Annotated in this window: 9 protein-coding genes and 2 tRNA genes; 7 read left to right on the top strand and 4 right to left on the bottom strand. The window is 34.7% G+C overall.

Annotated elements, in window-relative coordinates; genetic code table 11:
* Window positions 1-102: 102 nt before the first annotated feature.
* The 3 genes from FF52_RS16495 to mutS form a co-directional block, all read right to left on the bottom strand.
* Window positions 103-188 (bottom strand) — tRNA-Leu (locus FF52_RS16495).
* A 15-nt stretch (window positions 189-203) separates the two neighbouring features.
* A tRNA-Gly gene (locus FF52_RS16500) sits at window positions 204-276 on the bottom strand.
* A gap of 162 nt (window positions 277-438) precedes the next feature.
* The gene (mutS, locus tag FF52_RS16505) at window positions 439-3,045 is read right to left on the bottom strand and encodes a DNA mismatch repair protein MutS (RefSeq protein WP_008467272.1); all 2,607 of its coding nucleotides are present in this window, start codon (window positions 3,043-3,045) and stop codon (window positions 439-441) included.
* 158 nt (window positions 3,046-3,203) lie between these two features.
* Between mutS and FF52_RS16510 the strand changes: the two genes are divergently transcribed.
* The 4 genes from FF52_RS16510 to FF52_RS16525 all read left to right on the top strand — a co-directional run bounded on the left by FF52_RS16510 (window position 3,204) and on the right by FF52_RS16525 (window position 6,826).
* Entirely contained in the window at window positions 3,204-3,635 is a 432-nt protein-coding gene (locus tag FF52_RS16510; RefSeq protein WP_008467274.1) for a DUF1573 domain-containing protein, read from the top strand.
* 75 nt (window positions 3,636-3,710) lie between these two features.
* Window positions 3,711-4,247, top strand: a complete 537-nt coding sequence (locus tag FF52_RS16515) for an RNA methyltransferase (RefSeq protein WP_008467275.1) — start codon at window positions 3,711-3,713, stop codon at window positions 4,245-4,247.
* 42 nt (window positions 4,248-4,289) lie between these two features.
* Window positions 4,290-6,473 carry a T9SS type B sorting domain-containing protein gene (locus FF52_RS16520; protein WP_008467277.1) on the top strand — a complete coding sequence of 728 codons (2,184 nt, stop codon included), beginning with the start codon at window positions 4,290-4,292 and terminating at the stop codon, window positions 6,471-6,473.
* Window positions 6,474-6,475: 2 nt separating this feature from the next.
* On the top strand, window positions 6,476-6,826 hold the full coding sequence (locus FF52_RS16525) for an MmcQ/YjbR family DNA-binding protein (protein WP_008467279.1): 351 nt from the start codon (window positions 6,476-6,478) through the stop codon (window positions 6,824-6,826).
* Between the two features lie 2 nt (window positions 6,827-6,828).
* Here FF52_RS16525 and folK read toward each other — a convergent pair whose 3' ends face one another.
* Complete coding sequence (gene folK, locus FF52_RS16530) at window positions 6,829-7,965, bottom strand: 2-amino-4-hydroxy-6-hydroxymethyldihydropteridine diphosphokinase (RefSeq protein WP_008467281.1); 1,137 nt, start codon at window positions 7,963-7,965, stop codon at window positions 6,829-6,831.
* A gap of 138 nt (window positions 7,966-8,103) precedes the next feature.
* On the opposite strand from folK, the gene sppA reads away from it, so the two are divergent.
* The 3 genes from sppA to FF52_RS16545 all read left to right on the top strand — a co-directional run bounded on the left by sppA (window position 8,104) and on the right by FF52_RS16545 (window position 13,604).
* Window positions 8,104-9,861, top strand: coding sequence for a signal peptide peptidase SppA (gene sppA, locus FF52_RS16535; protein WP_008467283.1), 1,758 nt, complete (start codon window positions 8,104-8,106; stop codon window positions 9,859-9,861).
* Between the two features lie 12 nt (window positions 9,862-9,873).
* Window positions 9,874-10,821, top strand: coding sequence for an alpha/beta hydrolase (locus FF52_RS16540; RefSeq protein WP_008467285.1), 948 nt, complete (start codon window positions 9,874-9,876; stop codon window positions 10,819-10,821).
* Window positions 10,822-10,997: 176 nt separating this feature from the next.
* Window positions 10,998-13,604, top strand: a complete 2,607-nt coding sequence (locus tag FF52_RS16545; protein WP_008467287.1) for an AsmA-like C-terminal region-containing protein — start codon at window positions 10,998-11,000, stop codon at window positions 13,602-13,604.
* Window positions 13,605-13,623 lie beyond the last annotated feature (19 nt).

Below are 13,623 nucleotides of genomic sequence, written 5' to 3' on the forward strand. Positions count from 1 at the left end.
AGATTCTGAGATTCTGAGATTCCCTAAAATAAATTTACTGCGCAAATTTATTTTCTGCAAGTCTGCAAATAAAAAAAGCCTCTTCAAAAGAAGAGGCTTTAGTACTCAGAGCGGGACTTGAACCCGCACGAACATTGCTGTTCACTGGATTTTAAGTCCAGCGTGTCTACCAATTTCACCATCCGAGCATTGTATGGTTTTAGAGCGAAAAACGGGGCTCGAACCCGCGACCTCGACCTTGGCAAGGTCGCGCTCTACCAACTGAGCTATTTTCGCATTTTCAAATTTTACTAAGAACCGCAACACTTGATTTGTTTCGTATTGCGAGTGCAAATTTAGGACATTTATTCAATTACACAAGCGTTTTTTCAAAAAAAAATCGACTTATTTTATAACATTCTGATAACCTAAAGTTTAAAATTGAAAATTTTTTGAATTTTATTTTTTAACCAGCATTCTTTTGATCTCATTCAGTTTCATCAATGCTTCTACCGGTGTAATGGCATTAATATCGAGATTCAAAATCTCTTCTTTTATCTCTTCTAGCAAAGGATCATCAAGATTAAAGAAACTCATCTGCATTTCTTCATTTGCCGATTTTATTCCATTCAAAGCATCACTAGAATGATTCTTTTCTAATTTCTTTAAAAGTTTCTGAGCCTTCGAAATAACCAGCTGAGGCATTCCAGCCATTTTTGCCACGTGAATTCCAAAACTATGCGCACTTCCTCCTTTCACCAGCTTTCTAACAAAAAGAACAGTGTCTTTTAATTCTTTTACAGCGACATTAAAATTCTGAATTCTCGGCATCGATTCTGTCATTTCGTTCAGCTCATGATAATGCGTCGCAAAAAGTGTTTTTGCTCTTCCTGGATGTTCGTGCAAGAATTCTGCAATTGCCCAAGCAATCGAGATTCCATCATAGGTACTTGTCCCTCTTCCAATCTCATCCAGCAACACCAAACTTCTATCTGATAGGTTATTCAAAATAGAAGCCGTTTCATTCATTTCGACCATAAAAGTAGATTCTCCCATCGAAATATTATCTGAAGCTCCTACTCTGGTGAAAATCTTATCTACAATTCCCATTCTAACGCTATCAGCAGGAACAAAACTTCCCATCTGAGCCAAAAGCACAATTAATGCCGTTTGCCTTAAAATAGCCGACTTACCCGACATGTTAGGCCCGGTAATCATTATAATCTGTTGCGTTTCTCTATCTAGGAAAACATCATTTGCAATATATGGCGTGCCAACAGGCAATTGTTTTTCAATTACGGGGTGTCTTCCGTTTTTGATATCCAACTCAAATGAATCATCAATTTCAGGCTGTACATATTGATTTTCGACAGCCATTTGCGTAAACGAACATAAACAATCCAACTGCGCAACCAAATACGCGTTCATTTGAACAGGTTTGATGTAAGTAGAAATCCAAGCTACTAATTGCTCAAAAAGCTCGCTTTCTATTTTATAGATCTTTTCTTCTGCTCCTAAAATTTTGGTTTCGTATTCTTTTAATTCTTCGGTAATATAACGCTCTGCATTTACCAAAGTCTGCTTACGAATCCATTCTTCTGGAACTTTATCTTTATGCGTATTTCTAACTTCAATATAATATCCAAAAACATTATTAAAAGAAATTTTCAATGAAGAAATTCCTGTTCTTTCCGATTCACGTTTTTCGATTCCTTCCAAGAATTCTTTTCCAGAAGTTGAAATAGAACGCAATTCATCTAATTCCTCATTTATTCCTGCCGCTATCGCATTTCCTTTTGAAATGGCAACTGGCGCATCTTGATTTAAAGTCGTTTTGATTTTTTCTCGAAGCAAATCACAAGCGTGCAAACTGTCTCCAATCACTTTTACCGCTTCCTGTGGACTTTCAAGCGCAAGAGTCTTAATTGGAATTATAGCATCTAAAGACTCTTTCAAATACACTATTTCTCTTGGTGAAACTTTTCCCGCAGCAATTTTAGAAATCAAACGTTCTAAATCTGAAATCTGCTTGATTTGATATTGGATATTATGAAGGATTTCAGGATTTGATTTTAAATACGCCACAACTTCATGTCTGCTTTTTACCTTGTTCGCATCTTTCAAAGGCAAAGCCAGCCATCTTTTCAGCAAACGCCCTCCCATTGGAGAAAGCGTTTTATCAATCACATCCAAAAGCGTCACTGCGTTCGGATTATAACTGTGGTATAATTCTAAGTTTCTAATCGTAAAACGATCCATCCAAACGTAGGCATCTTCCGCAATACGCTGAATTGCTGTAATATGCTGCACACGATTGTGTTGCGTCTCTGACAAATAATACAAAATTGCTCCAGAAGCAATAATTCCTTCTTTTAATTCTTCAACACCAAATCCTTTTAAAGAATTGGTCTGAAAATGCTTAGTCAAGGTTTCTAAAGCATAGTCTTCTTTATAAATCCAATCTTCTAGAAAAAAGCTATGAAAATCTTCTCCGAAAGCAGTTTTAAAGTCATTCTTACAAGTCTTTGGAACTAAAACTTCACTTGGATTAAAGTTTTGCAGCAATTTATCAATGTATTCTGCATTTCCTTGAGCGGTTAAAAACTCTCCTGTAGAAACATCTAAAAATGAAATTCCGATATTTTTATTAGCAAAATAAACAGATGCTAAGAAGTTGTTTGATTTTGACTGCAAAACCTCATCATTCAGAGAAACTCCAGGAGTAACAAGCTCCGTCACACCTCTTTTTACGATTGTTTTGGTCATTTTGGGATCTTCCAGCTGATCACAGATCGCCACACGAAGTCCGGCTTTTACCAGTTTTGGCAAATAAGTATTTACAGAATGATGCGGAAACCCAGCCAGTGCTGTTTCGGTATCAGACCCTGCTCCTCTTTTAGTTAAGGTTATCCCTAAAATTTTTGAAGCTCTAATGGCGTCTTCTCCAAAGGTTTCATAAAAATCTCCTACTCTGAAAAGCAGACATGCATCAGGATATTTAGCCTTGATTTCGTTGTACTGTTTCATTAAAGGTGTTTCCTTCACCACTTTCTCTTTAGCTGCCAAATTATTATATTTTTAAATGAAAAATTAAGACAGCGAATTTATGATTTTTTGGCGGCATATCGAAAGCTTCAAAAATTAAAATATTTTAAGATTTTTTTAGTTACTGATTTAAGAATTTTATATAGCTTTGTTTATCATTTAAAAAAAGACCCTTAAAGATGAAAAAAATAATTTTATTCGCTATGTTGGCTGTTGCTGGTATCACAGCTACAAATGCACAAACAACTAAAAAAGCTAAAGCAGCTAAAGTTGCTAAAGTTGAAGGAGCAGGAATGCTTTTCGAAACTGAAACTATTGACTACGGAACTATCGCGCACAATGCTGATGGAAAACGTGAGTTTGTTTTTGTTAACAACGGAACTAAACCATTAATCATTACAAACACTCAAGGATCTTGCGGATGTACTGTTCCAACTACTCCAAAAGAACCAATCGCTCCAGGAGCTAAAGGTGTTATTGGTGTAAAATATGCTACTGACAGAGTTGGTGCTTTTACAAAAACTGTAACTGTTACTTCTAACGCAGAAGGACAACCAACAAAAATCCTTACTATTAAAGGTACTGTTTTACCAGATCCAGTAAAAAGCTAATCTGAAAAACATTTAAAATAATGAAAAAGCTTCCTTATCTTTGGAAGCTTTTTTTATGACTACAATTCAAAAACAATGAGAAAACTCGAAAACAGCGAACTTGACCGTAAATCAATTGAAGATTTTAAAAAATCGGAGAAAACTCCTTTAATCTTGGTTTTAGATGATATTCGAAGTCTGCACAATATTGGTTCTGTATTTAGAACAGCTGATGCGTTTTTGATTGAAAAGATAATTCTATGCGGTATTACTGCCACTCCTCCAAACAAAGAAATTCATAAAACAGCTCTTGGCGCAACTGAAACTGTTGCATGGGAACATCACGAGAATGTTTTGGAAGTAATTGAAAATTTGAAGAAAGAAAATGTTTTAACAATGGCTATCGAGCAAGTTGAAAGCTCGGTATTTCTTCAGGATTTCAAAATTGAAAAAAATCAGAAATATGCTTTAGTTTTTGGAAATGAAGTTTATGGCGTATCGCAAGAGGCCGTTGCCATCTGTGATGGGTGCATTGAAATTCCTCAGTTGGGAACAAAGCATTCTCTTAATATTTCTGTAAGTGCCGGAATTGTTGTCTGGGATTTATTTCAAAAAATAAACTGGCCTGAATAAAAATTTATTTTTTTATTCTCAATTAATTGATATTTTTAGCGAATGAAGAATATCAAATTAACAGCATTTGCCGTTTTACTTTCCGTTTTAAGTTTTAATTTTTCTAATGCAAATGAAAAATCAAAAACTTTTAACAAAAAGAATATATACTTTTCAAAACCTATCGTAAATTCAAAAATAAAAAAACAAAAGAAAAGCGATTTTGCCATTGACCCTCCAAAACTTATTGCGCAAGGAGATCAATTTTACTGCCCACAAACATCTATAAAGATTGTAACCGACTTTACAATTAATCATGATATAGCCGAAAATGGGACACAAGTACTTTATATTCAGATTTCGTCTGGATATTCAAATGGCTTTGACCGATTAGAACTAACAAATCCGACCTTGCATCCTAATATTGTAACCAGTTGGGACGCTACTTCCGGAAAGCTAAGGTTGTCGGGAACAACTACTGCTGACATTCCTTATGATGATTTTGTTTCAGCAGTAAAGGATGTTGTATTTACTAACTCTTCTGCAACAGCTAATGGAACAAGAACATTTTCGATTACTATTGGACAAGCTAATTATTTGCCATCTACTGGACATTACTATCTCTTTATCCCAAATGTGGGTGTAACTTGGACAAGTGCACGAGATCTAGCCGCATCAAGCACCTATTATGGTCTTCAAGGATACTTAGCCACCATTTTATCTGCTGATGAAGCAAAACTAATTGGTGAGCAAGCTTCTGGAACTGGATGGATTGGAGGAAGCGATGCTGAAACTGAAGGCATCTGGAAATGGGTGACAGGCCCTGAATCTGGAACTGTTTTTTGGAATGGCAACGCAAATGGTTCGACTCCTAATTTTGCTTTTTGGAACACAGGCGAACCTAACCAACAGGGTGATGAAGATTATGCCCATATCACTCAGCCTGGTGTTGGAATAAGAGGTTCTTGGAATGATTTATCAAATACAGGAGATGCCACGGGTAATTATCAGCCAAAAGGCTATGTGGTGGAATATGGCGGAATGCCAGGAGAAGCTCCGTTAGAAATTGCCACAAGCACCAAAATCACTATTCCTACAGCAACTCCAGCTATTGATCCAACTCCAGTTTGTGATTCGGGAAGCTTTACCTTTAATGCGACTGCAACTGCTGGAACGACAATTAGATGGTTTGATGCCGCTGTTGGAGGAAATTTATTAGCTACTGGCCCAACATACACTACACCACCAATAAACGCAACTACAACTTATTATGTTGATGCTGGCTGCGAATCTAACCGTAAATCGGTAAAAGCAACTGTCAATGCAACTCCCGCCACTCCTATTGCAGAACAAGAAACTTATACGAATTGCGGTCCAGGAACTCTACCGATTAAAGCAACTTCAAATATTGGAACTATAAACTGGTATACTTCGGCAACTGGTGGAACAAGCGTTTTTCAAGGAACAACTTTTACAACTCCAACAATTTCATCCAATACAACTTATTATGCTGAAGCTTCAAATAATGGATGCACAAATCCAACTAGAACCCCTATAGACATTGTAATCTATACGCCTCCAACTGTTACAGATGAGACTTTGACTCTTTGTCAATTTCAATCCATAACATTAGATGCGGGAATTCCTGGAATGAATTATTTATGGTCAAATGCTAATGAAACTACTCAACAAATTACGGTTACCAAAGAAGGAACCTATACTGTTGTTGTTACAAGTCCTGAAAACTGTTCGAGCACAAAAACAATTGTAGTAGAAGAACACAAGATTCCGCAAATTGCACGTGTTGATGTTGAAGGAACAAGAGCTATTATTTATCCTGTAAAAGAAGAAGATTATTTTGAATATTCTGTTGATGGTGTCAATTATCAAAACTCTACTGTTTTTTACGATGTTCCTGGCGGATTGCAAACTGCTTATGCACGAGAAAAAAATGGATGCGGAGGAACTATCAAACAATTTGTAGTACTTGCTTTTCCTGCATTTTTTACGCCAAACAATGATTCATATAACGATGTTTGGGAGGTTACCGGAATGGAAAATTATCCTCAAGCTGTCGTTACAATTTTTGATCGCTACGGAAAACTAATAGCTCAATTAAGCCGTTTCAAAATGAGTTGGGATGGCACTCTAAACCAAGTTCCGCTTCCCGCATCTGATTATTGGTACGCTTTAAAAGTAGACGATTCAATGCCGGTTTTAAGAGGACATTTTACATTAAAAAGATAATTATGAATATAGAAACCATTCGAGAAATCTGTCAAAAACTAACTGGCACAACTGAAGATATAAAATGGGAACACGACCTAGTATTCTCTGTAGGCTCAAAAATGTATTGTGTTGTTGGACTTGACCAAAATCCCACTTCTGCTTCATTTAAAGTTTTGGATGAAGAATTTGAAGAAATGAGCAATAGACCTGGATTTAAACCTGCACCCTATGTTGCCAAATACAAATGGGTTTTAATTGATGATATCACTCGAATGAAAAAATCAGAATGGGAAAAATACATTCAACAATCTTATCGTCTTGTTCAGGAAAAATTATCTGCAAAACTTAGAAAACAGCTCGGAATAATATAAATTTAAGAAGCTATTTTATTCTTAATTTCATTTAAGATATAAAGATAATCTTCGTGGTTTTTTACAAAATCACGGTCAGAAACATCGATGATTAAAACATTCAAATCGGTTTGAGATTTTATGTATTCCAAATAGCCGTTATTGATTTTTTCTAAATAAGCAGCTTCAATATTCTGTTCATAAACTCTTCCGCGCTTTTTGATATTTTGAAGAAGGCGATCTGTATTTTGATATAAATAAATATACAAGTCTGGCTTTGGCATTTCTTTGTAAATAATATCGAATAGATTTCTGTACAAACGATATTCATCTTCTGCAAGCGTTATTTTTGCGAAAATCAGCGATTTAAAAATATGATAATCGGCAACTATAAAATCTTTAAATAAATCAAATTGCGCCAAATCATCGGCTAACTGCTGATAGCGATCGGCTAAAAAAGACATTTCTAAAGGAAACGCATATCGGCTTTGGTCTTTGTAAAACTTTGGAAGAAACGGATTATCAGCAAATCTTTCTAAAACTGTTTTCCCATTAAAATCTTCTGCAATTTTATGCACCAAAGTAGTTTTTCCTGCTCCAATATTGCCTTCAAAAGCAACATAATTAAATTGGTTTAACGGAATTTCACCAACTGGACTTTTTAAATCCTGAACAATTGTACATACACTGTCGTCTGTAGTAATGGCAATCAATTCTGAAACTGTTTTCTGCAAAATCGGATGTTTCCAATTTAACTTTAAATCTTGCATTGGCAGTAAAACAAAATTTCTATTCTGCATTAATGGATGAGGAATCTGAAGTTTTTCTGTATCAATTATTTCCGCATCAAAAGCAATTAAATCAACATCAATAATTCTAGACTGATACCCTTCTTGATTCAAGCGGATTCTTCCCAGTTCCTTTTCGACTTTTAAAATTTGATTGAGTATTTTTTGTGCAGATGAATAGGTATGCAAAAGAAGTGCGCAATTATAAAAAGCATCACTCTCAAAACCCCATGCAGGAGTCTCGTAAAGTTTTGAAACCTGAATGACAGTTCCCACATTTTGGTGTATTAAATCAATACATTTCTGAATGTTTTCTAGTCTGCTGCCTTGGTTGCTGCCTATCGATAAAACGACTTGATGCTGTAATTTCATAATTAATGCAAATTAACTAAAACTATTTTAGAATTAACCAATATATTTGTGAAACGACGTCTCAAATCAAATCATAAATTTAGAAGTCTAGTTTGTAACATTTTGCCCTTTTTCGCTACTTATTAAAAAAATATACATATGAAGTTTTTAGGAAATGTAATTGCCACAGTAATTGGTATTTTTGTATTTATTATGCTCTTCTTTTTTGGAGTAATCTTTATCGGAGCCATTTTTGGCGGAGACGACACGGTTTCTGTTAAATCTGATTCGGTTATCGAATTGAACTTAAAAGAAATCAAAAACGATTACGCAGGAAAATACAAAGATCCGTGGGTAACTGTTTTTTCAGACAAAAAAGGCATTGGCCTGACCGATGTTATTAATGCTATTGAAGCGGCAAAAACAGATGATAACATCAAAGGAATTTCGATTTTAAATGACGAATCTTCTCTTGGTCTCGCACAATATAAAGATTTACGAAATGCTCTTGAAAGCTTTAAAAAATCTGGAAAATTTGTCTGGGCTTATGCCAATACTTATTCTCAAAAAGAATATTATTTAAATTCTGTTGCTAATACGATTTATATAAATCCAGCAGGAGATTTAGATTTTAAAGGTCTTTCTTCTGAAGTTATGTTTTTCAAAGATTTTCAGGATAAATCTGGCATCCACATGGAAGTAATTCGTCACGGAAAATATAAAAGTGCCGTCGAACCTTTCTTAGAAAATAAAATGAGCGATGCCAACAGAGAACAGATTACTGCACTTTTGAAATCTATTTGGGCTACCGTTTCGGCTGATATTTCAAAAAGCAGAAATATTCCACTTCCTAAACTAAACGAAATTGCAAACGGGCTTCTGGCAAGAACTCCAGAAATGGCCAAACAACAGCATTTGGTTGATATTGTTGCTTATGAAGACGTTTACCATGATGCGATTAGAAAAGCCTTAAAGGTAGACAAAGACGAAGATTACAATAAAATCTCGATCACAGATTATACTCAAAATCACGTAACAACAGCTTTAGCTAATACTGCAACAGATCAGATCGCTATTATTTACGCTCAAGGCGAAATTGGAAGCGGCGAAGGAGATGTAAATACGATTGGAGAAGGTTCGATGAGACGTTCTCTACAGGAAGCAAGAAAAAATGACGATGTAAAAGCGATCGTTCTTAGAATTGACAGCCCAGGCGGAAGCGCTCTAACATCTGATTTAATTTGGAGAGAAATAGAAATCACGAAAAAAGTAAAACCAGTTGTGGTTTCTATGGGGAATTATGCTGCATCTGGCGGTTATTACATCGCTTGTAATGCCAATAAAATCTTTGCTGAAAACAACACTATCACAGGATCTATTGGAGTTTTCGGGATGCTTCCAAACTTTAGTCCATTGGCTAACAAATTAGGAATCAATTCTGAGCAAGTTAAAACGCATGAAAATGCTGCAAACTATAGTCCGTTTTTACCACTTGATGAAAAATTCAAAGCGTTTACTTTAGAAGGAGTAGAAAAAATTTATAACACATTTGTAAGCCATGTTGCTGAAGGCCGCAAAATGTCTTTTGCACAAGTTGATTCTATTGCTCAAGGTAGAGTTTGGTCTGGAACTGAAGCTTTAAAAATTGGTTTGGTTGATAAAATCGGCGGATTGAATGATGCGATTGCTGAAGCTGCAAAAATCGCTAAAGTGAAAAAATACAGCACTCAGAATTATCCTGAATATGAAAAAACCTTAAACGATCTGCTGGGTAATCTCCCTTTTGCAAAATCGAAAGAAGCGTTTATAAAAGAAGAAATTGGAGAAGAGAATTATCTTCTTATTGAACAGGTGAAAAAATTCCAAAAACAAAAAGGAATACAAGCCATATTGCCTTACGGAATCAATATTTATTAATTGGATTAAAAGATGAATAAAGCAATTCTTTTTCTAACGGTTTTGTTTTGGAGTTTCTTAAATGCCCAAACCAAAAAAGAAATCACGTTTAAGGAAACACCAGCGATTTTAAAAATAAACAATGATCAGATTTTTGGTACGCTGACAACGCCAGATTTAACCAAAAAGTTTCCAGTTGCTTTGATCATTGCTGGTTCTGGCCCAACGGACAGAAACGGAAATAATCCGATGATGAAAAACAATTCGTTGAAAATGCTGGCAGAAGCGTTGGCTAAAAACGGAATTGCATCTCTTAGATATGATAAAAGGGCAATCGGCGAAAGTAAAGCAGCAGGCGGATCTGAAAACAGTCTAGTTTTTGAAAACTACATCCAAGATGCCAAAAGCTGGATTAATTATTTAAAACAAGATAAACGTTTTTCTAAAATAATTATAATTGGACACAGCGAAGGTTCTTTAATTGGAATGGTTGCCAGTGCAAAAGCCGATAAGTTTATCTCGATTGCAGGCGCAGGCGAACCAGCAGATCAGATTTTAAAAACGCAGATTGGAGCGAAGTCAATGAAACAGTTAAATGACATGACTTTTCCAATCATTGACAGCTTAAAAAACGGATTTGAGGTAAAAAAAGTAGATCCAATGCTGAATTCGCTTTTCAGACCAAGCGTTCAGCCTTATCTAATTTCTTGGTTCAAATACAATCCGCAGACCGAAATACAAAAACTTACTATACCTGTTTTAATCGTACAAGGAAACAAAGATATTCAGATTGCAGTAAAAGATGCCGAAAACCTAAAACAAGCCAGCAAAAATGCAGATTTGCAGATTATTGACAAGATGAACCATATTATGAAAATTGTTGATGGCGATCAGGAAGATAATATGGCTAGTTATAATAATGAAGCACTTCCAATTTCTGAAGCCTTAGTTGAGAAGATTGTCTCTTTTATTGAGAAATGATAAAATAAATACCCTAAAAAATCCGTTTTGAAAATAGTTCTCAACGGATTTTTTTTATTTTATAAATTTTAATAAAATTCCTACACAATTAAGAAAACTTTATCTTCAAACTCTAGTAAAAAAAACTATTTTTGCAGGAGTCGATTTTAAAAATGTAAACCCTCAAATCTATTTATATGCTAAAAAAAGTTCTAAAAATAAGTGCCATAGTCCTTGTGGTATTTGTTGCTGCATTATTTGCCATTCCGTTTTTGTTTAAAGACCAGATTAAGGCTAAAATTGTCGAAGCCATTAACGAAAGTGTTGATGCTAAAGTAAGTTTTACAGATGCTGATTTAAGTTTGTTTAAGAATTTTCCAAACGCAACAGTTGGAATAGAGAAATTAGTCATCATCAACAAAGCTCCTTTTGAAGGCGACACTTTGGTTTCATTAGGAGAATTGAATTTAAAAATGAGCATTAAAGAACTTTTCAAAGGAAAAGATGAACCTTTAAGCATTCAGGGAATTAGTTCTACAAACGGATTAGTAAATATTATCTTCAATAAAGATGGTATCGGAAACTTTGATATTGCTCTAAAAGACAAAAAAGAAGAAAATGCCAAAGACGAAGCAAGCAAACCTCTTGCCTTGAAAATTCAAAACTATAAAATTGAGAATTTTACTTTTAGATACATCGATCAAGGTTCTAAAATTAAAATGGTAATTGACAGTTTAAACCACGAAGGAACTGGAGATTTTACCAATTCAAAATTAGATCTGGCTACAAAATCTACTGCAAAAGTTTCATTAGACATGGATAAAATAAATTACATGAAAAATGTGAAACTAACTTTAGACGCTGTCCTTGGAATCGATTTAGAGAAAAGCAAATATACTTTTAAAGAAAATAAAGCTTTAATCAATCAGTTGCCTTTAGAATTCGATGGATTCATTCAAATGGCAGAGAAAGCTCAGATTTACGACTTAAAGTTTAAAACTCCTACTTCATCTTTTACCAATTTCTTAGGCTTAATTCCTTCGGCTTACGCTGCTGGTTTAGATGGCGTAAAAACAACTGGAGATTTTACCGTAAATGGTTTTGCAAAAGGAGAACTTACAGATACAACTGTACCTAAATTTAATATTGAAATTGCATCAAACAATGCTTCTTTCCAATATCCAAACCTTCCAAAATCGGTTCAAAATATTGTAATTGATACGAAAATCATTAACGAAACTGGAATTTTAAATGATACTTATGTGAACCTAGACAAGCTATCATTTAGAATTGACCAAGATGTTTTTAACGCTAAAGCGAATATCAAAAACATTACTGTAAATCCTATTATCGATGCGGCTTTAAAAGGAACAATCAACTTAGCTAATCTTTCAAAAGCGTATCCAATTAAAATGGATAAACCTTTGGCAGGTATTTTAAAAGCAGATGTTACCACTAATTTCGATATGGCTTCTGTAGAAAAAAGTCAGTACCAAAATATCAAAAATGCTGGTACAATGAGCTTGTCAGGATTTAAATATACTGATGAAAACAATAAATCAATGAACATCAGCACAGCGTTGGTTGAATTCAATCCGAGCAAAATTAACTTAAAGCAGTTTGATGCTACGACTGGAAAAAGCGATATCAGCATTAACGGAGTTTTAGAGAATTTCTATGGTTTTATGTTTAAAAAACAAGAGCTGAAAGGAAACTTCAATATGAGCTCAAACCAATTAGCTGTTGATGATTTCATGACTGCTGGCGAACCTGCAAAAGAGGAAACCAAAACTCCAGCAAAACCAGCTGATGCAATGAAGATTCCTGCTTTCTTAAACTGTACGTTAAATGCAAAAGCAACAACAGTTTTATATGACAATCTGAAACTAAAAGATGTTTCTGGAAGATTGCTTATTAAAGATGAAAAAGCAACGCTTGAAAACTTTAAAACAAACATTTTCGGAGGGTCTATCGGTCTTAACGGAGCGGTTTCTACAAAAGAAAAAGTGCCGACTTTTGATATGAATTTAGGTTTCAATCAAGTTGATATTGCGCAGACTTTTACGCAGTTGGATATGATGAAAAAAATTGCGCCAATTGCTGGAATCATCAACGGAAAATTAAATTCGACTATCAAACTGAATGGTAATTTGGATGCAAAAGAATTGACACCAGATTTAAAATCGATTTCAGGAGACTTATTAGGTCAGCTGTTATCTACTACGGTAAATGCCAAAAATTCAACAGTTTTAAATTCACTTACTTCAAACGTGAAGTTTCTGGATCTAAACAAATTGAATCTAAACGATTTAAAAATGGCACTGACTTTTGATAACGGAAAAGTAAATGTTAAACCGTTTGATATTAAATACCAAGATATTAAAGTAAGCGTTGGCGGAACTCATGGCTTTGACCAAAGCATGAATTACAATCTAAAATTTGATGTTCCTGCCAAATATTTAGGAACTGAAGCTAATAATTTAATTGCGAAAATGTCTCCTGCGGACGCTGCAAAACTAGATAATATTCCAATTAATGCTTCTTTGACAGGGAATTTTTCAAATCCTAAAGTCAGTACAGATATGAAAGCTGCTGTTAGCAATTTGACTACGCAATTGGTCAACCAGCAGAAAGAAAAACTGACTCAAAAAGGAACTTCAGCACTTACAGATTTGATCAACAAAAACACTAAAGCAAAAGATACCACTCAGGCTGCTAAAACTGAAAAAGAGCAAAAAACTCAGGAAGTAACTAAAAAAGCTAGTGATTTATTGAATGGATTGTTTAAGAAGAAGAATCCATAAAGAAAGATGCTGAGATGCT

Origin of the sequence: Flavobacterium sp. F52, from assembly GCF_000278705.1 — a bacterium.
Taxonomy (GTDB): domain Bacteria; phylum Bacteroidota; class Bacteroidia; order Flavobacteriales; family Flavobacteriaceae; genus Flavobacterium; species Flavobacterium anhuiense.

Excerpts from the sequence above, each read along its gene's own strand:
- FF52_RS16525 (WP_008467279.1), top strand. The coding sequence starts at position 6,476 with ATGAATATAGAAACCATTCGAGAAATCTGTCAAAAACTAACTGGCACA.
- sppA (WP_008467283.1), top strand. The coding sequence starts at position 8,104 with ATGAAGTTTTTAGGAAATGTAATTGCCACAGTAATTGGTATTTTTGTA.
- FF52_RS16510 (WP_008467274.1), top strand. The coding sequence starts at position 3,204 with ATGAAAAAAATAATTTTATTCGCTATGTTGGCTGTTGCTGGTATCACA.
- folK (WP_008467281.1), bottom strand. The coding sequence starts at position 7,965 with ATGAAATTACAGCATCAAGTCGTTTTATCGATAGGCAGCAACCAAGGC.
- FF52_RS16540 (WP_008467285.1), top strand. The coding sequence starts at position 9,874 with ATGAATAAAGCAATTCTTTTTCTAACGGTTTTGTTTTGGAGTTTCTTA.
- FF52_RS16515 (WP_008467275.1), top strand. The coding sequence starts at position 3,711 with ATGAGAAAACTCGAAAACAGCGAACTTGACCGTAAATCAATTGAAGAT.
- FF52_RS16545 (WP_008467287.1), top strand. The coding sequence starts at position 10,998 with ATGCTAAAAAAAGTTCTAAAAATAAGTGCCATAGTCCTTGTGGTATTT.
- FF52_RS16520 (WP_008467277.1), top strand. The coding sequence starts at position 4,290 with ATGAAGAATATCAAATTAACAGCATTTGCCGTTTTACTTTCCGTTTTA.